This window comes from Sorangium sp. So ce363 (assembly GCF_051520435.1).
In the GTDB taxonomy this organism is placed as follows: Bacteria; Myxococcota_A; Polyangia; order Polyangiales; family Polyangiaceae; genus Sorangium; species Sorangium cellulosum_B.
Genome location: NZ_CP150333.1, coordinates 7,340,258 through 7,365,857 on the forward strand (window position 1 = coordinate 7,340,258; position 25,600 = coordinate 7,365,857).

Below are 25,600 nucleotides of genomic sequence, written 5' to 3' on the forward strand. Positions count from 1 at the left end.
GCGCAACACGGAAAGTCATGTGACATCGTCCGTCGGCTCCCGAGCCACGCTCAGGGGAGGCCCTAATTCATGATGTCGTCACTGTGGCACAACGTCTCTGTGAGACGCTTTGGTCGCTCCGGCATGGGGCGCATTGCACCTCGCAGCGGGGCCTGACGGGGCGAAATCTTCCTGAAAACGGAGCGAAATACCGCCCTCGCCGTCCTGGAACACCCCTTGCGATGTCGGATCGCGCCGGGGCGTCGGGGCCCTGGATCTTCAGGCCACGCGGCGCCGGACAGGCACGCACGACAGGCGGCCCGATACGGCTGTCCTCCCGCACGCTCGTGCGTCGCCCCAATGTGGACCGAGCGTCGGCTGGATCACCGGAGAGGAGCGGCCCAGTTTCGCTGCCGTGTCGCTCTTCTCGCAAGAAAGGCGGAGGAGTCATGCCGAATCGTCAGGGATGGATCGACGAGGAACATAACGATGGGCCGGGGCGCGACGACGAGCGGTTTGGGCCAACCCAGGGTCAGCGAGGAGACGAGCGATATCGTGGCGAGCGCGGAGCCAGCGGGGATGCTAGTTACGGGCATCGTGGCAACTACGAGCAAGTCCTCCAGCGAGACGATCGGCGCCCTTCCCGCGGAGGTCACGATGATCTCCGCGGTCGCTCCGATCAGCGAGAGTCTGTCGGACGCGGCTACGAGGGCGAGCGCGGCGGCGAGGGCGACCCGAGCTGGCGCGGCCACGGCGGCGAACGCGCCTGGGAGGGCCGACAGGATCGCGGCTGGGGGCAGCGCGAGGACGCCCAGCGTAAGGACTGGGGCGGCCAGCGTGATGACTTCCAGCGAGGAGGTCGCGACGATCTTGACGCCAGGCGCGGCTACGGCGGCGGCCAGGGCGGCTTCGGCGGCGGCCAGGGCAGCTTCGGTGGCGGCCAGGGCGGTCACGGCGGCCAAGGTCACTTCGGCGGCGGCCAGGGCGGCTACGGCGGCCAAGGCGGCTTCGGCGGCGGCCAAGGCGGTTACGGCGGCGGCCAGGGCGGATTCAGCGGCGGCCAGGGCGGCCTCGGTGGCGGCCAGGGCGGCTTCGGTGGACAGGGCCACTTCGGCGGCTATGGCGGAGAGGGATTCGGCCGCGGCCAGGGCGGATTCGCCGGTGGCCAGGGCGTCTATGGCGATGAGGGCGGACAGGGCCGCTTCGGCGGACAGGGCCGCTTGGGCGAACAGGGTGGCTTCGGCGGACAGGGCCACTTCGGCGGACAGGGTGGCTTCGGCGGCAGCCAGGGCGGTTATGGCGCCGGTCAGGGCCACTTCGGTGGCCAGGGTGGATTCGGCGGCCAGGTTGGCCAGGGCGGCTTCGGCGGACAGGGCCACTTCGGCGGCGGCCAGGGCAGTGAGGGCGGCCTCGGAGGCCAGGGTGGATTCGGTGGCCAGGGTGGATCTGGTGGCGGCCAGGGCGGCTTCGGTCGCCAGGGAGGCCTGGGCGGAGTCCAGCACGAAGGATACGGAGCCCGCGGCGGCCTCCGGCAGTGGGCCGACGACGAGCGCGGCTGGAACGAGCGGCCAGGACAGCAGCGCGGGTACGAAGGCCACGAGTCGTCCTTCGGCGGCGATCAAGGCCCTTCCCCTCAGCCCTACGGCGGACAGGGATCCGGCGGACAGGCCCCAGGCGGCCGCAGCTTCCTCCAGACCGTTCGACAGGGCGGCGGGCTCGGCGGTTCGCGTGGTCGCCCGCCCAAGGGGTACAAGCGCTCGGACGAGCGGATCCGCGAGGATATCTGCGACCAGATCTCCGATCAGCCGGACCTCGACGCGAGCGACGTCGAGGTGAAGGTGCAGAACGGCGAGGTCGTCCTCTCCGGGACCGTCCGCGAGCGTCGCTTCAAGCACCAGCTGGAGGCGCTCGCCGAGCGGATCTCGGGCGTGGTCGACGTGCGGAACGAGATCCGGCTCTACCGCGAGCAGCAGCAGGGCGAGGTGAGGACGAGCGCGGGGTTGTCGTCGAGCGAGCGCGCGGCTGCGAGCACGAGCGGCGTCACCGCGGGCTCCGCGACCTCCATCGGCGCGACGTCGCCCCCGGAGACGAAGAACAACGAGTCGCGCCGGAACGCCTCCTGAGAGTTCCACCGAGCTCCACGTCAACGGGGCTCATCGCAATCTGAAGTCGCACGCCGACCCAAAGACGCGCGCGAACTCCGCTGTCGCTCCCCCGAAGATGTAGAGCTCGTAGGCCGTGGCGGTCTTGCGAGTGAAGTAGAACTGGCCGAACCTCGGCCCCGGCCCTGTCATCGCGGTGTCCACGCGCGTCCAGGCCCCGGTGTGGAGATCGAAGTACCAGACATCGCAGCCGGACAACAAAGGCGCCGGGCGCCCGGCTTACGCGACCAGGCCCCTCGCCGCTCTTTGCCCGAGCTTTGGCGGTTGGGCCCACGTTGGGCCGACAGCTTCCGAGGGGGTGCGATCCGTCGTCACATCCCCCCGAAATTGCGGCGGAAGCGACGGAACGCGACGGTTTGCCACCGCAATTTCGTGTCCTTGGGCGACACGGTACCCGGTCGTGCGCCGAGGGGACGAGAGAGGCCGTCAGACCCCTTCGTCCCGAGGCTCAGGGGAGCTCCTCGATGTCCGAGGGCACCCGCGGGTTCACCTCGTAGTGATCGAGGAACTGGCCGCTGAACCCGGTGATCTCCACGTCGTCCCCCAAGGCGATGCCGCTCACGTCGATCCCGGTCCCGGCATAGACGAACACAGTGACCTCGCCCGAGCCGTCGTCGACGTGGAACCGGTAGCCATACTCCCCGTCGTCGAAGACCTCGTCCACCACCGTGCCTCCGATGCGGACGAGGGTCCCCTCGGAATCCTCGCCCACGTCGCCCGTGTCGATCGGCTCGGCCGGGTGGACTGGATGGGAGCCGGAGACGGCGATGTCCGTGGGCTGGACGCCGAGGACCTGGCCGTAGCTGTTCGCCACCGCGCCGGTCACCACGACCTCCTGGCCGAGCGCATAGCTCCCGCCCAGCGCGTCGTGGATATAGAGCCCCGAGGACCCAGCCTGGATGGCGAACCCCTGGTCGTTGGGCGCGAACGCGCCCGAGGGGACAGACACGACGCCGTTGACAGTGACGACCGTTCCCTCGGGCTGCGCCCGCGCGAACTGGATCGAGCTGCCCGCCGCGGACAGGGGCCCGGCGGTGATCAAGACAGCAATGAAAGCGGCGGCGCCGCGGAGCAATGTGCGCATGAAGATCTCCTCGATGGGCGGCCGGCCGGGTGGGTAATCGTCGAGGTCCACCCGGCTGGGCATTTGATTATCGATGCAAGAGCACTGCGAGCGCCAGTATGGCAGCGGAGATGCCGTGTGTCTATGAGACTTGAGGCCAATAGCGCATCACCCGGCGTTCGATCCTGGAGGCGTGCGAGGGCCTCGCGGGACCGAGAACTGCCGCTGATGACGCGCCTTTCGTCGACCTCCACGGCGAAGACCTCTACCGCACAGGGATTGTCGTCGCGGGCGAGCTGCCCGGCGGGGAGCGCCGCGCGCTCGTCCCCTGAGATTCGTTCGACGAGGGCCCCGCAATCGCGAGATCGCGGGGCCTTCGGGTGGCGGGGTGGTCGAGGATCAGGAAGTGCTCGGAAGCACTGGTTACGGGCTCGAGAAAAGCAGGGAGGCCGGCGCCCAGCGCCCGAGCGTCTCGAGTCCATCGAGGGTCGGCGCGGTCAGCGAGTCACCGATGGCGAACCGATTGCCGACGATCGTCGCGCCGTGGGCGCTGAACTTCGCGGCTCCGGCGTTATCCTCGAACGGCTCGAAGACCCCGCCCCCCACCAGCGCGCCGATCAGATAGCTCGTGTTGGCTTGCAGCGTGACCGGGCTCGCGAGCGTGTGGTAGCGATACGTCTCGACGAGCGGATCGGTGCTCAGCACCGTGGTGGACGCGAGGAGCGTGGTGCCCGTCGCGTCCCACAACCCGACCTGGAGACCGCCGCCGACGAAGCCGTCGGTGGCCGGTCCGGAGAGGCTGCCATCCTGTCCCCCGAGGGCGCTCACCGTCATGGCGCTGCTCCCCACCTGGAACAGGACGCCCTGGGTGTACGGGCCATCGGTCCGGTGGCTGGCCGGGGCGCCGCTGTCGCTGAAGAGCGCGGTCTGGCAGCCCGCACCGAAGCACCCGAACAGCGCGCTGGCCGGCGCCCAGCGTCCGAGCGTGCCGGTGCCATCGATGGTCGGCGCGGTCAGCGAATTGCCAACGGCGAACCGATTGCCGACGATCGTCACGCCGTGGGCGCTGAACTTCGCGGCTCCGATGTTGTCCTCGAACGGCTCGTAGGCGCCCCCCACCAGCGCACCGATGAGATAGCTGGTGTTCGGCTGGAGCGTGATGGGGCTCGCGAGAGCGTGGTAGCGGTACGTACCGACGAGCGGATCGGCGCTCAGCACCGTGGTCGACGCGAGGAGCGTGGTGCCCGTCGCGTCCCACAGTCCCACCTGGACGCCGCCGCCGGCGAAGCCGTCGGCGGCCGGTCCGGAGAGGCTGTCGTCCTGCGCCCCGAGGGCGCCGATCGTCACGGCGCTGCTCCCCACCTGGAACTGCGTGCCGATGGTGTACGGGCCATCGGTCCGGTGGTCGCCCGGGCCGCCGCCGTCGCTGAACATCCCGGCCTGGCAACCCGCGCCGGAGCACCCGAACAGCGCGCTGGCCGGCGCCCAGCGCCCGAGCGTCCCGGTGCCATCGATGGTCGGCGCGGTCAGCGAGCCGCCCGAGGCGAACCGATTGCCGACGATCGTCACGCCGTGGGCGCTGAACTTCGCGGCTCCGATGTTGTCCTCGAACGGCTCGAAGGCGCCACCCACCAGCGCGCCGATGAGATAGCTGGTGTTCGGCTGGAGCGTGATGGGGCTCGCGAGAGCGCGGTAGCGGTACGTACCGACGAGCGGGTCGGCGCTCAGCACCGTGGTCGACGCGAGGAGCGTGGTGCCCGTCGCGTCCCACAGTCCCACCTGGACGCCGCCGCCGACGAAGCCGTCGGCGGCCGGTCCGGAGAGGCTGTCATCCTGCGCCCCGAGGGCGCCGATCGTCACGGCGCTGCTCCCCACCTGGAACTGCGTGCCGATGGTGTACGGGCCATCGGTCCGGTGGTCGCCCGGGCCGCCGCCGTCGCTGAACATCCCCGTGGCGCAAGCGGTCGACGAGGGATTGGAGCACACCCCGGTCATCGGGTTGCAGGTGCCCGCGTCATGGCACGCGTCGGAGGGCGCGCAGACCACGCCGCTGCACAGGCCGGCGGGAGGGGTCTGGCAGTTCGTCCCCGTGTAGCCGGCCGGGCAGGCGCAGGTGTAGCTGCTCCCGCTCGAGGCGCAGGTGCCGCCGTTCTGGCAGGGCGCCGCGGTGCACGGGTTGGCGTTGCAAACCCCGCCCGCGCAGTTGCCGGTAACGCAGTCCGAGTTCGTGCTGCAGCCGCCTCCGACGACGCATTGCGGGCACGTGCCGCCGCCGCAGTCGTTGCCCGTCTCGGCGCCGTTCTTCGTCCCGTCCGTGCACGTCGGCGTCAAGCCGGCGAAGGCGGCCGGGACAGCGGTCTCACCGGAGCTGCCGCGCCCCCAGCAAGCGACGGTGCCAGTCGAGGTCACGCCGCACGCGTGCTGTCGGCCCGTCGCGGCCTGGACGAACGTGGTAGGGGGCGGAGTCGCCTGACCATGGCTGTTGTCCCCCCAGCAGTGGAGGGTGCCGGTGGTCCTCAGAGCACATCCGTAAAGGTATCCCAGGCTGAGCTGGCCAAAAGAGTCGAGGGTGGGCGGGGTGGCCGCGTCCGCGTCGTTGTTGCCGGTGCAAGTGAGCTGGCCCGCGAAGAGGGTACACGTGGTCTGCCCGGAGCTCGTGGCGACCTGCGTGTAGGTCTGGGAGAAGGTTGTGGGGCTGTTCCCCCAGCAGACGGGCGTCTGGTCCGCTCGCAGGCCGCAAGCCCGGTAAACGCCCACCGAGACCTGCGTGAAGGTGCCCGGCGGCGGGCTGGCCTGGCCGTAATCGAACTGGAGGCCGTCGTTCTGGAGCCCCCAGCAAGCGAGGTCGCCGTTCGTCCGCACACCGCAGGTATACAGCTCGCCCGACGCGACATACGAGAAGGTGCCCGACGGCGGGCTGGCCTGGCCATAGGAGTTGTCGCCCCAGCAGCTGACCTGGCCGCTCGTGCCGATGGCGCAGCTATGCCAGCCTCCCGAGCTGATCTGGGTGAAGGTGCCGGCCGGCGCGCCGAGCTGGCCGAAGGTGTTGTCGCCCCAGCAAGAGAGGCTGGCGTCGTTCTTCACGACGCACGTGAAGTCGTTACCCGCGCTGACCTGGGTCACGGGACCGGGGCCCGCCTGCACCACGCAGCCCGGCCCGGGGCAGGCCACCGTGTAGCAGACGTCCAGCCTGGGCCGTACGCTCACGGTGGGCGCCTCGCTGCTCCAGAACGACGTGGCGCCGTAGTTCATATAGGTGGCGGACGTGTCGAGGATGTCCGCGTAGAGCGCGACGCCATAGTTCGGGGTGTCCCCGATCGTCCAAAGCTGCGTCATCAGCGTGACGTCGGCGCGCGCAAAGCCTTTACCGTACTGCAGCGTCGCGCTGGGCTGGCGGTAGAGCTCAGGCCTGTTGCCGAAGGTAATCGTCGCCTCGTCCCACGGTCCGGCCGCCGCGTAGAACGTGCTCGCCTCGTAGGGGCTCAAGTTGTTTTCGACGAAGAGTTGGATGAACGCGGACGTGACGTTCGCGTACGTCGGGATCGAGCTCAGGTCCCACTGCACGTGCGGCAAGTACCTCGAAGTGCCCCCCGTACCTCCCGGTCCATAGAGGTTGCTCTGGGCCGCGATGCCGGCGACGAGCTGGGTGGGGGGGTCGTGGGGGATCTGGTACCGGGCGGTGGCGTCGATGACGTTGCCTGAAAACCCCCGCTGGACGGTGACGCACGACGCCTGTGCGACAGCGGTCGGCGACTGCGTGACAACGAGCGTGCTGAAGTGGTCGATCGCGACCGTGAGCGTCTGCCGCGGGGGAGAGACCGAGCTGTCGAGGGTGAGGAACCCGTTGCGTCGCTCGCAGTTCAGGCCCGAGTCGTCGCAGAGCCACGCGCTCGGCGTGGTCGCCGTGAGCGGTACGGGGATCGTGAACAGGAGCCCCGGCGAGAACCGCGTGCCCGAGGGGCCGAACTGGTAGATCGGGAAGAGCACCGGATCCGCGGTGGGCAGCGACGAGGGGAGCAGCGACGGATCGCTGAGCGCCTGGAGCGTGATGGTGACGGGAGCCGCCGATGTGGCGCCGCCGACCTGGATAGCTGTCTCGGGGGCGATCTGGAGGACCGCGCCGCCGAGCGTGATCGTCTGCGCGACGAACGCGCCCGGGACGGCGTCTTGCGCGACGAAGCAGGAGCCCGTGGCGCAGTCGCCCATGTGCTGGTCGCAGACCAGCGGCGTGCCGTTGCAGCTCGTGCCGCCGCAGACATCAGGGCCGACGACGTGCTCGCACGCGCCGCCCTGGCAGGTGTCCACCGTGCAAGGGTTCCCGTCGTCGGCGCAGGCGGCGCCGTCCGGCACCGCCGCGGGGATCACGCACACACCGGTCCTCGAATCGCAGCCCCCTGGCTCGCACTCGTTCGTGCTGGTGGGGCAGGGCGCGGCGCAGAGGCAGGTGTAGCCTTGCGCGTCGTCGACGCAGGTGCTGCCCTCCCCCACGCAGGGGTTCGAATCGCAGTGCTTGACGGCGAAGGCGTCGATCTCGCAGTTCACGCCCGTGTACCCGTGCGCGCAGGAGCACGTGTACGTGGAGCTGGGGGGCGCGCCCGGCGTGCAGACGCCGCCGTTCTGGCAGGGGCTGGGCTCGCAGGGGAGCGAAGGGCTATCGCAGTCGGCGCCTGTGAACCCCGGCGGGCACTGGGTCTCGCAGCGCTCGCCGCCCCAGCCCGCGTCACACCCGCAGACGCCGTTCGTGCACGACGAGTTGCCGCAGCAAGGGATCGTCCCGTCGCAGGACGCGTTCGCGGGCAGGCAGCCGTCGCCGCTACAGCTCGGGTTGCCCACGGCGATGTAGTCGTGGAGGTGGCCTACGTGTTCGAGGATGCAGGCGTCCTTGCTGGCCTGGAGGATGGTGTAGGGGTGGCTCCCCGAGCCGGCATGGTGGCAAATCTGGACCTTGCCGTTGACTGCCAAGAGCGTGCACAGCAAGCCGACGAGGGGCTGCTCCGCCGCGCCGACGTGCTCGGAGTCCGATTCGTCGGGTATGTCCGTGCTGGAGCACCCGATACCGAGGAACGTGAAGCAGCTCAGGCCGAGCAGCGCGACCATCGCGCCGAGCCTGCGAAGAGAGGTGACATGCGTCATGACGCTTCTCCTTTGGCGGGACGCGCGGTCGTGATCCGCGGGTCGCCCGCCGGGAGCGGCACCCTGCATCAGCACGCTCAAGATAGCGACCTGGATCGTGATCCAGCTTTCGGAGATGCAGGCTCTCGTGGTAACCTGAGGAGGTCTCCCTGAGGCACCGCCTCATTTTTCCCTCCTTCCGGCGCGGCTCGTCCACGCGTGAGCCCACCGGGCTCGCTCGCGATCAGCCGCCGCAGTCGAGGGGGATCGTCAATCTCCACATGTCGTTGAGCAGCACCGGCGCGAACTCCGCTGTCGCTCCCCCGAAGAGGTAGAGCTCGTAGGCCGTTGCGGTCCTGCGAGTGAAGTAGAACTGGCCGAACCTCGGCGCCGGCGCCGTCCCCGTCATCGCGGTGTCCACGCGCGTCCAGGTCCCTGTGTGGAGATCGAAGTACCAGAGATCGGACAGGGTTGTACCGTCGAACTGGCTGCCTCCGAAGAGCCAGATGCGGCCCTTGTGCTCATCGGCGATCAGCTTCGCGTTGTCGCGGTGGCCCGGCCCGGCGGCCTCGTCGAAGACGAGCTGATCCCAGGTCTCCGTGTCGAGGTCGAACATCCAGAGGTCGCCGAGGTAGTTCTCCGGCGTGAACAGGCCGGTCCCGTTCACCGCGTCGTTCGTGTATCCGCCGTAGACGAGCAGGGCGTTCCAGCCCTCGGCGTAGATGAGCGGATGGTGGGCGCGAGCGCGCGGGGCCGGCGAGCCGGTCGCGACCTGCTTCCAGCCCTTCTTGTAGCGGACCAGGTTGTGCTGGAGGCCGTCAGGACGATTGATGAAGGCCGGCAGCGTCGACGACGAGCCCGAGAAGGCGTACGCGACGGTCTTGTGCTTCCCTTTCTTGCGCACGGCGACCGCCTCCGTGGAGCGGTTGGCGCGCCCGATCTCGGCCGCGCTCTGCGAGATCTGCGTCCACCCCTGCACCGGATCGAACCGGAACGTGTCCTGGTGCGTGAGGTCGAGCCCGCGCCGGAAAGGACCTCTCCCGCCGGAGACGATCAGCGCGTCCTCCTCGGCGACGCACCACATCATCGACTCGGCCCTGGCGGACGGCCCGCCCGGGTACTGGCCGAGGTCGTACCAGGTCTGCGTGTCGACGTCGAAGGCGCTGAAATCGGCCACGGGCTCGTCATCCGGGTAGGTCCCGTTCAACCCGCCGAAGATGTAGAAGATGCCCTGGTGATAGGCGCTCGCGCCGTCCCAGATGGCGTCGGGGACTGCGCCGCCCTGCGGAATCTCGGTCCAATAGGGCAAGCTCGACTGAGCGGCGCTCGGGCGGATACCGGCGAACGAGAGCAAGAGAGAGAAAGAAGCGATGAGCACGATCCGAAGCTGAACCCTGCACCTCATCCGAGCGACCTCCTTGTTCCAGGCAACGGCGGGCTCGCTGGAGCAGGTCGCCGGCAGACCTTTACGTTACCACGAGAGCCTGTACTTCAGAAAGCTGGATCACGATCCAGGTCGCGACCTTGGACGTGCCGACGCAGGGTGCCGCTCCCGGCGGGCGACCAGCGGATTCCACCGCGCGTCCCGCCAGAAGGAGAAGCGTCATGACGCATGTCACCTCTCTTCGCAGGCTCGGCGCGATGGTCGCGCTGCTCGGGCTGAGCTGCTTCACGTTCCTCGGTATCGGGTGCTCCAGCACGGACACGCCGGACGGCTCGGACGCCGAGCACGTCGGCGCGGCGGACCAGCACCTCATCGACGCGCAGTGCGCGTTCTTCGAGGTCAATGGCAAGACCCAGATCTGCCACTATACCGGCTCGGCCAGCCACCCCTACACCATCATCAAGACCAACGTGCAGGGCTGCATCAACGGTCACTCCGGCCACGCCAACGACTACATCGCCGTGGGCGACCCGACCTGTCAGGGCGGCGGCTGTCTGCCGGTGAGCGCGCCCTGCGACGCCAACGTGCCGTGCTGCGATGGGCTCACCTGCCAGAACGGCACGTGCACCGACCTCTGCGCCGGCGTGACGTGCACCGCCTCCGACGCGTGTCACGCCGCCGGGACCTGCGACCCGGCCACCGGGCTCTGCTCGAACCCCGTCGCCGCCAACGGCACGGCCTGCGACGACGGCAACGGCTGCACCCTCACGGATACCTGCGTCGCCGGGACCTGCACCGGCAGCAGCAATCCGTGCCAGAACGGCGGCACCTGCGACTCCGCGGAGCCCTACACCTGCACCTGCCCGGCGGGCTTCACGGGGCCGAACTGCGAGACGCCCGCCTGCGTCCCGACCACCTGCGCCGCTGAGGGAGCGACCTGCGGCACCCTCCCCGACGGCTGCGGCGAGACGCTCGACTGCGGCTCGTGCGCGTCGGGCTCGACCTGCGAGGACGGGACGTGCGTGCCCGCGACGACGGCGTGCCCGTGTGAGGCGCTGCCCGCCTGGCAGGAGTTCATCACGGAGATGAGCTACGACACCTGCTTCCACTTCGAGCCGGACGACGTCTACCTGAGGGGTAACTCGCAGTATAGCCACCCCGACGGGTACTCCATTCGGACGGGTATCGCTGCCTCGCTCCCGAATGAGATGATGGGAACCCCGAATGAGTGCGCAGCCGTGTCGGTGATCTCCGGCGTCCAGGTCGTCAGCGGAATCACCGATGACCAGTTGCACGCCTGCGCGCAGCTCATTCTGCAGATCGGCGGGCCGCTCTGCAACTAGCGATCGAAACCGCTCACCGCGGCGGCGGCCTCAGCGCGTAAGGCCGAGATCCCGAGCTTCGCGGCGGACCAGGGCGTCACCACCCGCAACTGAGCCTCCAGCGCCCACGCGAAAGGCGCGCCGCCCTCCCCGGGCGGCGCGCGCGGGAAGAGAGGCTCGCCTACCCCCCGCCTTCCCCCGTGCCCCGCTCATGCCTCGCGAACAGGCTCGCCAGCTCGGCGGCAGACGCCACCCCGAGCTTCTCCATCCCCTCCGACCGGTAGAGCCGCACGGCCGACATGGAGATCCCGAGCTCCGTCGCGATCTGCTTGTTCAGCATCCCCCTCGCCACCCGCTCGCACACCTCGCGCTGGCGCGGCGAGAGCGCCGCGAGCCGGGCGGCGAGCGCCTCCACCTCGGCCCGCGCCGCCCGCGCCTCCGCGTCGCGGGCCAGGGCGCGCGCCACGGCGGCGAGCAGCGCCTCCGCGTCGAGGGGCTCGGCGAGGAAGTCCACGGCGCCCGCCTTCATCGCCTCCACGGCCACGCTCACGTCTCCGTCGTCGCTCGTGAAGACCACGGGGAGCGCGCACCCTTCCTCGCGCAGGAGGGCCCTCACCTCCAGGCCGTTCGGATCGGGGAGCTGGACGTCGATCACCACGCAGCCCGCCCCCGCCGCGCGCGCGGCCTCCAGCAAGGCGAGCGACGACGCGAACGCCTGCACCGCGTGCCCCGCCTCCTGGAGCAGCCCGGCCGCGGCCCCGCGCCAGCAGGGATCCCGGTGCACCAGGAAGACGGTCGCCGCCTCCGCTCCTCGCGGGGACGGCCTCGTCGCCCCGGGCCGCGGGCTCGGCGGCGCCTCGGCCGCGAGGAGCCCGCGCCGCCTCGTCTCGGCCGGGGTCTCGCCGAACTCCGTTGCATAGGCGGCGCCGAAGCGCTCCACGCGCAGGTAGCCGGCAGCGTGGGCCACGCTCGCCGCCGTCTCGCCCGGCTCGGCCAGGAGCAGGCGATCCCGCGCCAGGAGCAGGCGCCTCTTGCGGAGGAAGCCCCACGGGGTCGCGCCCCGATAGGCAAAGAAGGCCCCGTCGATCGAGGCCATGCTCGCGCCCGCGAGCGTTGTCAGATCGGCGGTGCCGATCGGGCCCTCCGCGTGGGCGTCGAGGTACTCCTCGACGAGCCGCACCACGCTCCGGCTCGACGGCGGCGCTGCCTTCTCCAGGAGGTGGGCGTGATCGTGGGGCTGCCCGAAGAGCAGCGCGCGCGCCACCGCCTCGCCGAGGCTGGCCATCACCACGGGGTGGCCGAGGGCTCGCCCTGCCCGCTCGGTCTCCGTGGAAAGGAAGCGGCAGAGTCGTGCCAGGAAGGTCCCGGGGCCGTCGGTGGTGGGCATCGACAGCGAGAAAGCAAGGGGCCCGCGGATGGCCACGCCGGTGAGCGCCTCGAGCTGCGCCTCGAGATAGCGGGCGTCGACGCGGAGGTTCATGGGGCGGGCCGGGCCCTCCGCGCTCCACTCGGACCGGGCCCCCGGCGAGAAGACGGCGGCGCTCCGGCCAGGGGCGATCTCCGCCGCGTCCCCCGACGAGGCCGCACGTACCGAGCCGCCGGTCGCCAGGCTGACTGTGTAGCCCGAGCTCACGCCGCGCAGGCACATGCCGGAGGCGAAGACGCCCGAGAAGAGGGCGACAGGCCCCATGTCGACGGGGGTGGCACGCCACTCGAAACGGTGACCGCGGCCGACGGTGTCGGCGGTGAGGTCGCCGTAGATCGTCGCGAGGAGCACGCGGGCCGCCTCCAGATCGCGCGTATGGATGAGCGGGTGGCGTTCGAGCCCCTGGCGAGCGGATCGGTTATGCATGGAGGTCTCGGGCAGGCTGTAAGGGGAGAAACGGATTCAGCATAGCGGATCAAGAGACCGCACCTCACACGCGCCCCCCTCCGAGGCTGGGATCCTCGTCTCGCGCTCCGGATCGGGCGTGCGTGCTCCTGCCGCTCGCAAATGGCGGGCCGTCCGCGTGGGAGGTCGCGGACGCCGACCAGGACACTGCACGAGCTCGATGGTGCGGGGGCTCAGCAGCTCGGCCGGCTGCGGCGCCCTCGCCGCCTTGTTCACGACGTCGGGCGCGCCTTCACGAGGTCGAGGCTCGCGCTCCGCAGTTGAGGCCTGCAGGCAGCAGCAGCGGGCGGCGGTTGGTGCGGCCACGCCGGCGACTACGTCACCAGCACCGACCCGAGCTCACCGCTCTAGAGCAACGAGGACGAGGGCGCGCGCCGGTTGTTCCATCTCCGCAGCGCCTCGGCGAGCGTCGGATACGTGACCAGGGTCGAGAGCTCGATACCGAGCTCGACCATTATCTTCGCCACGCTCGGACGTATCCCCGAGACAAGCCCCTTGCTTCGCCCGCTCGGTCACATTCTCAGCTGCGGCGTAGATCCACTCCACCTTGTCTCCCCACGCCCGAAAGACGGGGATGAAGTGGTTTCGCCATTGCTGATCGCCAATCCGGGCGGGGCCGTCTCGGCCAAATCAGCTGGATGTGTCCCATTACCGGCTGCGCCGCCCCGCGGCGGTCGCGATCATCCCCTCCCGTCAGCTTACCAAATAATCCCGATTACCATGCGCGTACATGACCGGGGCCCCTCTTTTTTGCGTCGCGCCGACGCCGACGCTCCTGCGAGCGCGCTGCCCCCGAGAGCCAGTTCGCTTCAGATCTCGGCGGATCGGAAGAGAGCGCCTTCACACCGTTCGGGTACGTCCTCGAAACGTCCTGGATCCTCAGTTCCATGTGTGCACCTCGCATGGCGAGACCTGATGTTACCCGGTCAAGGGTGCCGGGGAAACCACCCGCTGCACGGCGGGGGGCTGAGCTTCGCAATTGTCGTCGAGCGCCGTTCCACGCGAGATTCGGCGGCTATGACTCGCACCAAATTCAATCCGGGTCTCGACCAACAACCAACGATCCACCGCGATCCGGAGCCTGCTCGGGGGGCCGATCACGCGGCGGCGCCGCCCCTCTCGGTCTCGCGAATCCATCTCAGCACCTCCGATCCCGACGAAATGTCCCCCGCCCTCGCCCGCCTCTGCCCGGGAGTGGCGCTCCGGCCTCTGAAAGGAAGCGCTTTCAGGTGCGAGATCGGTATCGCCACGGTCGGTCCCGTGAGCTTCGTGACGACAGACTGGACCCTCGGCGGTCGGATGGACGCGGCCACCCTGCACGATCGTTACGCGCTGGGGCTCGCCGGGGAGGGCAGCCGCGACACCGAGGTGGAGGTCAGGCGCCAGCGCCTCTCGATGGCCCATGGCAAGCGGGCCATCCTGCTCGTCCCAGAATGGCCCGTGAAGATCCAGATACCGGCGGGCGGAAGCGGGCGAAGCCTCACCGTCCTGCGATCTGCGCTCGAGGCGCACTTCGCCATGCTCACGGGCCACGCGCCGCGCGAGGCGATCCTGTTCGAGCCCGACCTGGATCTCACCGGCGGCGGCGGCGCGACGCTCCAGGGGATCGTGCGCTTGCTCCGGGAGGAGCTCGAGCGCCCGGCGCTCTCGCCCTTCGTTCGCTCCCAGTTCTGCGATGTGCTGCTCACCGCGCTCGTGACCATCCCGCGCCACGCGGGCTCCCATCTGCTCGAGCTCGCGCCCCCGCGTGTCGCTCCGGCGGTCGTGCGTCGGGCCGAGGAGTACATCGCCATGCACGCGGGCGAAGCGGTCACGCTGGCGGACGTCGCCGCCGCCGCGGGGGCGCCGGCCCGCTCGCTCCAGGCGGCGTTCCGCGCGGCGCGCGGCGTCACGCCGATGGGGTTCCTGAAGATCCGGCGGCTCGAGCTTGCGCGACAGATGCTCCTCGCCGCCCTGCCCGAGACGACCGTGGCCGACGTCGCCGGCGCGATGGGCTTCCGCAGCGCGGGGCGGTTCAGCGTCGACTACAGGAAGCACTTCCGCGAGAGCCCATCCGAGACGCTCTCGCGCCGCCGGCCGACCGGACGACGACGCGGCGGCGCGCGCTGATCAAAAAACGCAAGCTGATCGAAAAGCGCAACGATGATGCGCCGCGTCTGTGATGACGATTGCAGCATTATAAGAACGCGGGTATCCGGAGTTCGGCACTCGGGCCTGATGACAGCAGGAACACGATGACCCAGATCTATCTTCTGCCAGGCTTCATGGGTTTTCAGTCGTTCGGCGAGCTCGCCTATTTCAGGCGTGTGCCGAAGATGCTCGTGGAGCTCCTGGGGGAGCTCGGCCACGACAGGATTGAAGTCCACGAGTGCCCCACGATCCCGACCGGATCCATCGCTCGCAGGGCGCAGCAAGCGCTCGAGTTCATCGCGGCGCACGGCGGGGAACAGGCCGAGAGCATCCACATCGTCGGCCACTCGACCGGTGGGCTCGACGCGCGGCTCCTCGCGACGCCGGGCGCGAGGCTCGTGCCGGGTCGCCTCGAGGAGCGGATTGGCCGGCGCATCAGCTCCATCGTCACGATGTCGACGCCCCATTACGGGAGCCCGATAGCGTACCTGCTCGGGAGCCTGCCGTTCCGGAGGGCGTTCGAGATGCTCGGGCTCCTCGGCAAGCCCCATGGCAGGAAGGGCTTCCGGGCGCTGGCGCGCGTCATCGAGCTGGTGGCGCGCGCCGACGACTGGACGGGCCGGACCGATACGTTCCTCGACACCATCGTCCACAAGATGCTGAAGCGGACCGGCAAGAACGCCGATGATCTGATGTTCAAATTCCTGAGCGAGCTCTCGAATGATCAGGGCGCGTCCATCCAGCTCACGATGGAGGCCATGCACCTGTTCAACGCCGCCGTCGCGGACCGCCCGGAAACGCACTACAGCTCGATCATCTGCGTGGCGCCGCCGCCGAGCTCGTTCCCGTTCCGTCCGGCCGATTTCTTCTCGCCGGTGCGGGCCGTCTCCATCTTCGCGTTCTGGGCCCTGTACCGCGTCACCTCGGCGGTCCCCAGACAATACCCCTGCACTGCGCTGGACATCGAGACGCTCAACCTCAACGAGCACTCCGCCCCCATCGAGATCACGAAGACATCGAACGACGGCGTGGTCCCGTGCCAGAGCCAGGCTTATGGAAAGGTGCTGGACATCGTGCTCGGCGACCACCTCGACGTCGTCGGGCACTTTCCGTACTCGGGCGGTGATCGCCACGCCGACTGGCTCCCGTGCGGCGCGGGTTTCGACGAGGAGCAGTTCCGTCGCGTGTGGTCCCTGGTCGCCCGCGAGATCGCGGGCAACATTCCGGTGAAGCGGCGGGCGGCGCCCCCCCTCGGAGCGCCGGCGCGCGCGAGCAAGACCTCGCCGCTCAAGAACGGGAAGTCGAAGTCGAAGCTCATCTCCACCGCCAGCTGACATTTTCTTGAAGTGGGCCCCGAGGGGTCCTTCGGCCCTGGAGCCGCCATGCTGAACGATCCCGATTCCCTCGAGAACCGCGATCCCCGGTTCATCAAGAGGATGACGAGCCTCCTCGACAGCACGATAGCGCCTTATCATCGGACCGAGGTCCGCGGGCTCTCGCGGATCCCCCGCCAGGACGGGCTCATCTACGTCGGCAATCACAACGGCTATCCGTACATGTCCGACTTCTGGCTGTTCACGGCCGCGCTCTTCAATGAATACGGGATAAGCCGGTTCCCGTACGTGCTCGCGCACAAGCTGACGATCAGGCTGCCGCTGTTGAACCAGATCTTCACCAAGTACGGCTGCGTCCGCGCGTCCGGGCAATGCGCGGCGCGCGTGCTGGAGCGTGGGCACCCGCTGCTCTTGTATCCGGGCGCCGAGGTGGAGCTCATGCGCCCGCACCGGGAGAGGACGCGCCTTCGCTTCAACGGGCGCACCTCTCATATCCGGCTGGCCATGAAGTACGGCGTGCCGATCGTGCCTGTGGTGTCCGTCGGCAGCCATTCGACGGCCATGATCCTCGACGATCTGCCCTGGCTGGCGGACGCGATCGGGGCCAAGAGCAAGCTCGGCATCAACGCGTGGCCCCTCATGCTGAGCATCCCCTGGGGCCTGACGCTCGGGCCGTTCATCCCGCCCTACATCCCGTGGCCTTCCAAGATCCTCATCGAGATCCTGGAGCCGATGGTGTGGGCGCCGCAGGGCGCGGGCCCGGAGAGCGAGAGCCACATCGCCGCGTGTGCGGCCCAGGTCGAGCAGGCGATCGTGAGCGCGCTCGCCCGCCTGGAGGCCGAACGAATGACCCAGGAGCGCCCCCCGCTCGAGGTGGTGAAGGGCGCCGTCATGAAGGCTCTCTCATGGATCGAAGGGCACATCGACGAGCTGTCTCGCTGGCTCGTCGGGGCGGGCACGCGCCTGCTGGGGCTCTCCGGCAGGGGCGAGGCGCAGAGAGCCGCCCCCTCGGACCTCGTGAAGGTCGCCTCCCAGCTCGCCCAGGATGTGCGGCACGACGTGGACCTCCTCCGCGAGATGCAGCGGCGCTCGGAGCGCAATGCCGTCGCCGTGTCGCCTCGGACGACCGCGACCCGAGCGGCGCGGAGGCCGCGGTTCACCGAGCGCGAGATCCACGAGATCCTCGCGCAGGCGAGCAAGGGCAAGAGCGTGCACAACATGTGTGATGAGCTCGGCATCTCGGCGAGCACGTTTTATCGCTGGCGGTCGCAGCACACGGGGCGCCTCGCGGAGATCCGATAAGCCGAGCGGTCTCGATATGGTCTTTCCCACGCTGGCGCGCGAGCGCGAAGGGATCACGCGCAGGGCGCGGGGCGCCGCCGCGGCCGCGCTCCTCGCTGTGGCCCTGGGCTATCCGCCGGGCGGCACCCCGGCGGCCGCCGTCACGCCTGACGCGGCGGCTGCCGCGGCGGCGGACGGGGGCGCGCCGTGCCGAGACGCCGCCGCCGGCGCGCGGCGGGGGCGGGTCGAGCAGCTCGTCGTCGCGGCGCGGCTGAGCCCGCACAAGAGCGCGGAGGCCGGCGCGCAGCTCGGGCAGGTGATGGGCGAGCTGCGCGCGCTGCAGCCGGACATCGAGGCGGACTTCCGCGAGGCGGCCACGCCGCCCGGCGTCGAGCGGCTCACCTGCGCGCTCGCGGACGAGGAGCAGCTCGATGCCGCGCGGGTGCTGCTCCTGTCGCGGCTGCCCGATGGCATGCGCGAGGAGGCGCTCGGCCCGGGCCGCGCCGGCGTCGATCAGCTCCGCGCGGAGCTCTTTCGCATCGGCGCGCGGGCGCGGTGGTACCGGCTCCACCGCGACAGCGCCGTCGAGGAGAGCCGCGCGGCGCTCCGCGACCCGTTCGTCGTCACCGCGCTCGCGTACCGCGCCGCCCTCGTCGTCGCGGTGATCGCGCTCGCCGTGATCGTGACCCGGCGAAGGCGCCGCTGGATGGACGCCGCCTGGCCCGTGATCCTGCGCGTGGTCCGCAGGGCGCGCGCGCAGCGCGCCCTCGAGAGAGCGCGCTCGATCCTCGCGATGTTCTCCGGCTCGCTCCTCCTGCTCGCCACGATCTGGGGGGTACACCGGGCGCTCGGGTCGGACGCCGCCGCCGTCCGGGAGGTCGAGCTCGCCTACGGGATATTGCTCTGGTACGCGCTCTACCGTCTCGCGCTGGCGGGGATGCACGGCTGGATCGAGCGGCGACCGAGCGATCTCGGAGCGACGATTCATGAGGCGACGAGCCGCAAGGTCCTCCGCTCGCTCCGGGCGGTCGGGCGGTTCGCGCTGGCGGTCGGCCTCCTCGTCGGCGCCGTCGAGGCGGCGACCGGGAGGGGCTACCTCTACAACGCCGCCCTCCGCGCCGCCTCGCTCGGGGCGCTCCTCCTCGGCTGGGTCCTGATCCGCTGGTGGCGCGACGACATCAGCGACGCGTACCTCCGCCGGCACGACGAGGGAACGCTCGCCAGCGCCGTACGGAAGACGCGCGTCCGGTGGTATGGCTTCTTCGTCGCCGTCGTGGCGCTCCTGGCCCTCGTGCTCGCGAGGATGGGCCGCGCCGCCCGCCGCGTCTTGCTCGGCTTCGACCTGACGCACCGGGTCCTCGCGTTCATCTTCCGCAAGCGCCTCGAGCGCCGCACCGACTCCGCGCACCCGGACGGCCTCGCCCGGGAGCTCCCGCGGGATGTGCTAGCGCACCTGTCCGAAGAGCCTCTCCTGGATCCGACGACAGGGCTCGATCACTACGCCGGCCTCGATCGCTTCAAGGCGTCGCTCGCCGCGTGGAAGGACAGCCGCCGCATCGGCTCGCTGCTGCTGGTCGGCGGCGCCGGCTCGGGGAAGACGACGTGGCTCGTGGCGGCCGAGCGCGAGGCGCCGGTCCCGGTCGTCCGCGTCGCGCTCGACAGGCGGCAGCTCACCGCCGCCGACGTCATCGCCACGCTCGGGAATGCGCTCGACGCGCCCCCCGAGGCGCGCACCGGCGTCGAGGCGTTCACCGCGTGGCTCCGCCTCCAGCAGCGCCGGCTGCTCGTCCTCGACGACCTGGAGCACCTGTTCCTCCGCGGGCTGGAGGCGTGGGGCGCCTGGGAGGCGTTCCTGGAGATCGTCGAGCGCTCGGCGCCCAGCATCTTCTGGCTGTGCGCGATCGCCGAGCACCCCTACCGCTACCTCGTCTTCGCGCGCGGCGGAGCCACGGTCTTCCGGACGATCGTGCACCTCGCGCCCTGGTCCGAGCAGCGGCTCGCCGAGCTCCTCACCGCCCGCACCCGGGCGAGCGGCTACAGCGTCTCGTACGAGGACCTCGTGATGGACGACGACGAGTCCACGGATCGCGTGCAGCGCGAGCTCAGGACCGAGCGCGATTTCGCGCGGCTGCTCTGGGACTACGCGAAGGGTTGTCCGCGGGTCGCGCTCCACTTCTGGCAGCGATCGCTGCTGGTCGACGACGCGCACGGCGAGCGGCGCCTCCGCGTCCGCCTCTTCCGCACGCCGGACGAGGACGAGCTGGAGTCGCTCAGCGAGGTGGAGCGCTTCGTGCTCGCGAGCGTGGTCTGGCACGACAGCCTCACGACCGACGAGGCAGCGCGCTCGCTCGGCGTCGACGCGCTCCCGTGCCAGGACGCGCTGGCGAAGATGGTCGAGCTCGGCATCATCGACGATCTGCGCGGCCGGCACCGCGTCACGACCCGATGGCAGCGCGCCGTCAGCAACTATCTCGTGCGGAAGCACCTGATTCAGCCGTGAGACCGTGAGAAAGGACGACCACCGTGGATTCGGACGTGGACGTGCCCGACGGTGCCAAGCTCATCGAGACCATCCAGGTCAGCGGCGTCATCACTGGCCTCGTCATCCTCAGCATCACGTGGTTCGCGGTCCGGCTGATCACGGCCGCGCTCGAGCGCAGCGGCACCCGCTTCGCGCACCGGCGGCTGCTGCTCAACCAGATCGCGACCCTCCTCCGGTTCTTCCTTTACATCGGTGGTATCGCGATCGCCATCGGCGCCTCGATCAACCTCTCCCGGGAGGTGATCCTGGCCCTGACCGGGACGGTTGCGGTCACCATCGGCTTCGCGCTGAAGGATCTCGCTGCGTCGGTCCTCGCCGGCGTGACGCTCATCGTCGATCGCCCCTTCCAGGTCGGCGATCGGGTCAAGTTCGACGCGTTCTATGGCGAGGTCACGTCGATGGGTCTGCGCTCCGTGCGCATCATCACCCTCGACAACCACGTCGTCACGATACCGAACAACAAGTTCCTGACCGAGGCGGTCGCGTCGGCCAACCACGGGCGGCTCGACATGCTGATCCCGGTGGAGTTCTTCATCAGCTCCGCGCAGGACATCGCGATCGCCAGGCGCATCGTCGAGGAGTGCATCACCAGCAACCGCTACGTGTTCCTCGGCAAGCCATGGTGCGTGGTCACGAGCCAGATCCTGAGCGAGGTCGCCACGGTGCGCCTGGTCGCCAAGGCCTACGTGCTCGACGTGAAGTACGAGGCGGAGTACGCGACCACCCTGACAGAGCGGGTGCTCGCGGCGTTCCGCGAGAAGCACATCGTCCTCCCCGGCGAGCCCGGGTGAGGAGGGAACCGGCGCCGCGACGAGCGCTGGAGGCGAATGCGGCCCCCGCGGGCCGCTTGTACGCCGCACGCCGCCGACCACGCTCAGCGCTCTCGCTGCCACGCAGGCGGAGCCGACGGCGATGCACGCGACGATCGGTCGCTGAACCGGGCCAGTCTGACACGCGGAACTAGCCGCAGCCGCCTTCGGTGTCCTCGCCGCCGCCGGCGCCCCCGCCGCCTTCATTGCCCCCGCCGCTCCCGTCGCTCTGGTCACTGCAGCTGACCACCCACAACCCGGTCGGTCCGTCGCAAGTGGCACTCACTGTGCCACACGCGCGCTTATAACTGCACGGCCCCACGCTGTAATAGGCACTGCAGTCCGTTCCGTTCTCAGGCTCTAGACTGGGACACGCGGTGCAGTGCTCGACCCACACGCCGTCGGTGCAGGTGACGCTGCAGGGGGAGCAGGCGTAGTCGCAAAGCTGGCCCTCGACTGCGCAGCGCGCTCCCGGCGGAGCGCCCCCTCCTGAGAAATCACACTCGACGGGGGTGTCGCCACCGGTCGAGGCGCTGGTCGAGGCGCTGGACGACGTGGTGTCCTCGGGCGTGCCGCCGGCGCCGCTCGATACGCTGGAGGACAGGGTCTCGTCGGGCGTGCCGCCCCCCGAACCGCCGCCGGAAGGCTGCTCGACCGCGTCGGAGCAAGCGAACACAGGAAGGAGCGCGACGGGAATGAGCCATCGGATAAAGGTCTTCATGCCGCCCCCTCAGCAACTGATGTGCCAGCGCAAATCGCGGATTTCCAAGCGTGAGACGATGAGATTGCGCCAGGGTGAGCCGTTTGCTGCCGTATCGACGGCACATCGGGCGGCGTGCCTGGCGACGTCGGGTCGTGTCACGGCGGCGGCGGTGCCACCTCCTCGGGCGCTGGCGGCGACGACGGTGCTGGCTCGCCGCCCGCCATTCCGCTCCAGGAGCGCGTCCTCCACGCCCTGAATCTTCGCGCCACCGCGAGCAACAGAAGGCAGCGGAGGGCATCAGGAATGCGATCGATCGGAAGGCTCGGGGGCGCCGCGGCCTGCGGGTTCGTCATGCTGTGCGCGGGCGTCGCGTCGGCGGCCAGCGCGCCGTCCTGGGAGAGCCTGCCGCCGATGATCACCCCGCGGGGCGAGCACACGGCCACGGTGCTCCAGGACGGCAGGGTGCTCATCGCGGGTGGATACCCGGAGCTGGACGGACCGCCCTACACGACGAGAGAGGCGATGAGCCTCAAGGCGGTCGAGATCTATGACCCGGCGACCGGGACATGGTCGCCCGCGGCGCCGCTCCTCCAGGCCCGCAGCGGACACGCGGCCATCCTTCTGCCAGACGGCCATGTCCTCGTGGCCGGCGGCAGGATGATGAACGCACAGGCGCAGGGGACCTCCCTGTCTTCGGCCGAGATCTACGACCCGATGAGCGACACCTGGACGCCCGCAGGACCGCTGTCGATAGCCCACCCCGCGCCGTCGATGATGCTCGCCGGCGGCAGGCCGGTGCTCGTCGGGCTGGCCTGGCAAGACGTCTATGACGAGTTCGATGGCCAGTTCGTGCTGCACTATTACCAGAACGCAGCCATCTACGACCCGGGGTCGCGCGGCTGGACGGACCTTCCGCACTGCGACGCCGTGGACCGGTGGGTGAGGCTGCCTTACAGGCCCCAGCCTGTGAGCGCGACCCTGCTCCACGACGGCCGCGTGATGGTGGCCGGAGGCGGCTGCAGCCTCTATGACCTGGAGACCCAGCTCTGGACCTGGGAGCAGGGCGCCGTGAAGCCGACGACCGAATATGCGTATCCCGGCGCGACGACGCTCCCGGGCGGCGGGGTCCTCGTCGTCGGAGGCACCTTCCCCGCCGGCCCGGACCCGGAGATTCACGCCTTCTCGCAGCTCTACTTGCCGCAGGACGAGCGCTGGGAGCCGACCCCCGGACCGTACGCTCCGGCATCGAGCCCATGCGGGGGGAACTCCTCGGGTATCCAGGGGATGCGCACCTCGGTGCTCCCGAGCGGAAAGGTGCTGTTGACCGGAGGCGTGGAGCCCTGCAGGCCCGCGGGCTCGTCAGCGTCCGTCTTTCCCTTCTATGCGACCCAGGCGCTCTTCGATGAGGCGGCCCTCTCCTGGTCGAGCCTCGACCTGGCGCCGCCTGTGACCATGGCGCGCGCCTACCATTCCTCGACGCGGCTCAACGACGGCAGCGTGCTGATCGCCGGCGGCTACGTCGACGCCACGACCGCCACGGCGTCTGCCGTGCTCTTCCGCGAGCGCTCGCCGCTCGGCGAGGCCTGCGAGACGGACAGCGACTGCGGGAGCGGCTTCTGCGCGGACTCGGTCTGCTGCGACGCGGCCTGCGACGGCCCCTGCGACGCCTGCGCGACGGCCTCGGGCGCATCGCAGGACGGCGTCTGCACCCCCCTCACGGGCGTCACCTGCGACGACACGGACGCGTGCGTCGTCGGGGGTGTTTGCGAGGCGGGCGCGTGCGTCGGCGGCGCGGCCGCGCCGGACGGGACGCCGTGCAGCGACGGCGACGTGTGCTCCGCGGCGAGCGCTTGCGTGGGCGGGGCCTGCGTGGGGTCGAGCCTCGCGGTGTGCCTGCCCGTCGACGACTGTCATGAAGCGCCGGTGTGCGACCCCGCGGCCGGGTGCGCGGCGCCCGCGTCCGCGAAGCCGGAAGGTGCGCCCTGCGATTTCCCGGGCTCCGCCGAGGGCTGGCAGGCGACGGGGCGGATGGGCGTCCTCCTCAACGGGCCTGTCGCCACGCTGCTCCAGGATGGGACGCTCCTCATGATCGGGTACGGCCAGACAGGCAATCCGCTGCGGTGGAACGATGTCTGGCTCCGCTACGACCCGAGCACGGGCTCGTGGCAGCCCCCCGAAAAGATGAACGTGTCGAGGCGCCCGACGAGGCTCGTATCGCTTCCGGACGGGACGGTCCTGGGGATCGCCAACAGCGTGCTTCAGCGCCCCGCGCAGACGGTGCGATTCGACCCTGCGACGCGCGTGTGGGCGCCGGGCGCGCCCACCATCGTGTCGCGTCAGATGAACACCGCGACGGTCACGCCGCTTGCGGACGGCCGGGTGCTCGTCGCCAGCGGCGACGGCAACGTCGACGGCGGCGGAGAAAAGGTCGAGATCTACGACTCCGTCACGGACACGTGGACCCTGGCAGCGCCCATGAACGTTCCGCGAAGCCACGCCAAAGCGACGTTGCTGCAGGACGGCAGGGTCCTCGTCACCGGCGGTGACAGGCAGTCCCAGAGGATGAGCGCGGAGATCTACGACGCGGCGACCAACACGTGGACGCGCGTCGCCTCGATGCGCTGGAGTCGCAGCTCGCACGAGGCGACGCTGCTCCTGGACGGCCGGGTGCTCGTCCTCGGGGGACGAGGAAGCGGCGGAGACGACATGAAGGCGGGCGAGATCTACGATCCGGCGAGCGACACCTGGACCTCGACGGGAGAGATGGTCGAGCTACGGGAGTACCCCAGCGCGGCGCTCCTCGCCGATGGCAGGGTCCTGGTGATGGGCCTCCCGTCCCCATCCGGAGCCAACGACGGTGCCTTCGCCGCCGAGCTCTACGACCCAGCGAGCGACACCTGGACGCTCGCGCCGGCGCTGGACGTGAGGCATCAAAGTGCCGTGATGGAGCGGCTCCACGACGGCCGTATCCTGATCGCCGGCGGCGGTACGACGTATCAACGTCTCGACAATGCGTGGCTCTATGTCCCAGCGCAGCCGGCGTCGCCCGGGATGTGCCAGAGCGGCGCCTGCGTGCCGGGCGGAGCCGGGAGCGAGAGCGCTGGCGCGGGGGGCGGCAGCGACGGCGCCGGCGGCAGCACCACGGGCGAAGGCGGCGGGGCCGTGAGCGGCAGCGGCGGTGCAGGCGGCACGGCCGCGGGCGGCCACGGCGGAGGCGGCGACGCCAGCAGCGGCAGCGGCGGCGGCGACACCAGCGGCAGCGGCGGCGGCGACACCAGCAGTGGCATCGGCGGCGGCGCCAGCAGCGGTGTCGGTGGTCATCCGGACGGCGGCGGCGGCGATGCCAGCAGTGGTATCGGTGGCAGCGCCAGCAGCGGCATCGGCGGCGACGCCAGCGCCGGCGTCGGTGGCAATCCAGGCGGCGGCGTCGGTGGTCATCCGGACGGCGGCGGCGGCGATGGCAGCAGTGGCGTTGGTGGCAATCCAGGCGCCGGCGGCGGCGACGTTGGCAGTGGCACCGGTGGCAACCCAGGCGGCGGAACCAGCGGCGGGGGCGACGGGAGCGCTGGCGGCGAAGGTGGCGCTGGCGGCACAGCCACAGGCGGCCAAGGCGGTGACACCAGCCATCAAGGAGGCGCCACATCCACCACGACCGGCGCTGGCAACGATGACCCCACGACCACCGGCGCGAGCGCGACGGGCACGCAGACCAGCGGCGGCGGAGGTGATCTCCCGAGCGCAGGAGGGGGCGGCGGCTGCCGCACGGCGAATGGCCCTCAGGACGCACCGGCCTGGCTGCTCGCCCTCGGGGCGCTCGCCGCCACGCGGCTGCGCCGGCGCCTCGTGAGGCCCCGCCGCGCCACCTGAGCTCTCGAGAGCACGTGCGCA

Annotated in this window: 15 protein-coding genes; 8 read left to right on the forward strand and 7 right to left on the reverse strand. The window is 70.3% G+C overall.

Annotation, left to right across the window (positions count from 1 at the left end; translation table 11 throughout):
* Nucleotides 1-362: 362 nt before the first annotated feature.
* Entirely contained in the window at nt 363-1,601 is a 1,239-nt protein-coding gene (locus WMF12_RS27525; RefSeq protein WP_437873974.1) for a hypothetical protein, read from the reverse strand.
* Between the two features lie 147 nt (nt 1,602-1,748).
* On the opposite strand from WMF12_RS27525, the gene WMF12_RS27530 reads away from it, so the two are divergent.
* Complete coding sequence (locus WMF12_RS27530; RefSeq protein ID WP_437873903.1) at nt 1,749-2,102, forward strand: BON domain-containing protein; 354 nt, start codon at nt 1,749-1,751, stop codon at nt 2,100-2,102.
* A gap of 30 nt (nt 2,103-2,132) precedes the next feature.
* Here WMF12_RS27530 and WMF12_RS27535 read toward each other — a convergent pair whose 3' ends face one another.
* The 4 genes from WMF12_RS27535 to WMF12_RS27550 all read right to left on the reverse strand — a co-directional run bounded on the left by WMF12_RS27535 (nt 2,133) and on the right by WMF12_RS27550 (nt 9,694).
* On the reverse strand, nt 2,133-2,339 hold the full coding sequence (locus WMF12_RS27535) for a hypothetical protein (protein ID WP_437850201.1): 207 nt from the start codon (nt 2,337-2,339) through the stop codon (nt 2,133-2,135).
* 250 nt (nt 2,340-2,589) lie between these two features.
* Nucleotides 2,590-3,288, reverse strand: coding sequence for a hypothetical protein (locus tag WMF12_RS27540; RefSeq protein ID WP_437850202.1), 699 nt, complete (start codon nt 3,286-3,288; stop codon nt 2,590-2,592).
* Between the two features lie 339 nt (nt 3,289-3,627).
* On the reverse strand, nt 3,628-8,337 hold the full coding sequence (locus WMF12_RS27545; RefSeq protein WP_437850203.1) for a DNRLRE domain-containing protein: 4,710 nt from the start codon (nt 8,335-8,337) through the stop codon (nt 3,628-3,630).
* 223 nt (nt 8,338-8,560) lie between these two features.
* Nucleotides 8,561-9,694, reverse strand: a complete 1,134-nt coding sequence (locus WMF12_RS27550; RefSeq protein ID WP_437850204.1) for a Kelch repeat-containing protein — start codon at nt 9,692-9,694, stop codon at nt 8,561-8,563.
* A 227-nt stretch (nt 9,695-9,921) separates the two neighbouring features.
* Here WMF12_RS27550 and WMF12_RS27555 point away from each other — a divergent pair, with 227 nt between their 5' ends.
* On the forward strand, nt 9,922-11,043 hold the full coding sequence (locus tag WMF12_RS27555) for a calcium-binding EGF-like domain-containing protein (RefSeq protein ID WP_437850205.1): 1,122 nt from the start codon (nt 9,922-9,924) through the stop codon (nt 11,041-11,043).
* A 160-nt stretch (nt 11,044-11,203) separates the two neighbouring features.
* On the opposite strand, the gene WMF12_RS27560 is transcribed toward WMF12_RS27555, so the two are convergent.
* The gene (locus WMF12_RS27560) at nt 11,204-12,874 is read right to left on the reverse strand and encodes a response regulator (protein ID WP_437850206.1); all 1,671 of its coding nucleotides are present in this window, start codon (nt 12,872-12,874) and stop codon (nt 11,204-11,206) included.
* 1,200 nt (nt 12,875-14,074) lie between these two features.
* Between WMF12_RS27560 and WMF12_RS27565 the strand changes: the two genes are divergently transcribed.
* From WMF12_RS27565 to WMF12_RS27585, 5 genes are all read left to right on the forward strand, one after another.
* Complete coding sequence (locus WMF12_RS27565; protein WP_437850207.1) at nt 14,075-15,022, forward strand: AraC family transcriptional regulator; 948 nt, start codon at nt 14,075-14,077, stop codon at nt 15,020-15,022.
* A gap of 125 nt (nt 15,023-15,147) precedes the next feature.
* Nucleotides 15,148-16,377 (forward strand): esterase/lipase family protein, encoded by a 1,230-nt coding sequence (locus WMF12_RS27570; protein WP_437739672.1) that lies wholly within the window; start codon nt 15,148-15,150, stop codon nt 16,375-16,377.
* A gap of 48 nt (nt 16,378-16,425) precedes the next feature.
* Nucleotides 16,426-17,679, forward strand: a complete 1,254-nt coding sequence (locus WMF12_RS27575) for a 1-acyl-sn-glycerol-3-phosphate acyltransferase (protein WP_437850208.1) — start codon at nt 16,426-16,428, stop codon at nt 17,677-17,679.
* Between the two features lie 16 nt (nt 17,680-17,695).
* Nucleotides 17,696-20,158, forward strand: coding sequence for an AAA family ATPase (locus WMF12_RS27580; protein ID WP_437850209.1), 2,463 nt, complete (start codon nt 17,696-17,698; stop codon nt 20,156-20,158).
* 23 nt (nt 20,159-20,181) lie between these two features.
* Nucleotides 20,182-20,991, forward strand: a complete 810-nt coding sequence (locus WMF12_RS27585; RefSeq protein WP_437739675.1) for a mechanosensitive ion channel family protein — start codon at nt 20,182-20,184, stop codon at nt 20,989-20,991.
* A gap of 169 nt (nt 20,992-21,160) precedes the next feature.
* Here the strand turns inward: WMF12_RS27585 and WMF12_RS27590 are convergent, their stop codons facing one another.
* Nucleotides 21,161-21,730, reverse strand: coding sequence for a hypothetical protein (locus WMF12_RS27590; RefSeq protein WP_437850210.1), 570 nt, complete (start codon nt 21,728-21,730; stop codon nt 21,161-21,163).
* A gap of 285 nt (nt 21,731-22,015) precedes the next feature.
* On the opposite strand from WMF12_RS27590, the gene WMF12_RS27595 reads away from it, so the two are divergent.
* The gene (locus WMF12_RS27595) at nt 22,016-25,579 is read left to right on the forward strand and encodes a kelch repeat-containing protein (RefSeq protein WP_437850211.1); all 3,564 of its coding nucleotides are present in this window, start codon (nt 22,016-22,018) and stop codon (nt 25,577-25,579) included.
* The last annotated feature ends 21 nt before the right edge of the window (nt 25,580-25,600 follow it).

Bases quoted from the DNA above. Each gene is read 5' to 3' on its own strand.
- WMF12_RS27595 (WP_437850211.1), top strand. From the start codon at position 22,016: ATGCGATCGATCGGAAGGCTCGGGGGCGCCGCGGCCTGCGGGTTCGTC.
- WMF12_RS27570 (WP_437739672.1), top strand. From the start codon at position 15,148: ATGACCCAGATCTATCTTCTGCCAGGCTTCATGGGTTTTCAGTCGTTC.
- WMF12_RS27560 (WP_437850206.1), bottom strand. From the start codon at position 12,874: ATGCATAACCGATCCGCTCGCCAGGGGCTCGAACGCCACCCGCTCATC.
- WMF12_RS27580 (WP_437850209.1), top strand. From the start codon at position 17,696: ATGGTCTTTCCCACGCTGGCGCGCGAGCGCGAAGGGATCACGCGCAGG.
- WMF12_RS27540 (WP_437850202.1), bottom strand. From the start codon at position 3,288: ATGCCCAGCCGGGTGGACCTCGACGATTACCCACCCGGCCGGCCGCCC.
- WMF12_RS27575 (WP_437850208.1), top strand. From the start codon at position 16,426: ATGCTGAACGATCCCGATTCCCTCGAGAACCGCGATCCCCGGTTCATC.
- WMF12_RS27590 (WP_437850210.1), bottom strand. From the start codon at position 21,730: ATGAAGACCTTTATCCGATGGCTCATTCCCGTCGCGCTCCTTCCTGTG.
- WMF12_RS27555 (WP_437850205.1), top strand. From the start codon at position 9,922: ATGACGCATGTCACCTCTCTTCGCAGGCTCGGCGCGATGGTCGCGCTG.
- WMF12_RS27565 (WP_437850207.1), top strand. From the start codon at position 14,075: ATGTCCCCCGCCCTCGCCCGCCTCTGCCCGGGAGTGGCGCTCCGGCCT.
- WMF12_RS27545 (WP_437850203.1), bottom strand. From the start codon at position 8,337: ATGACGCATGTCACCTCTCTTCGCAGGCTCGGCGCGATGGTCGCGCTG.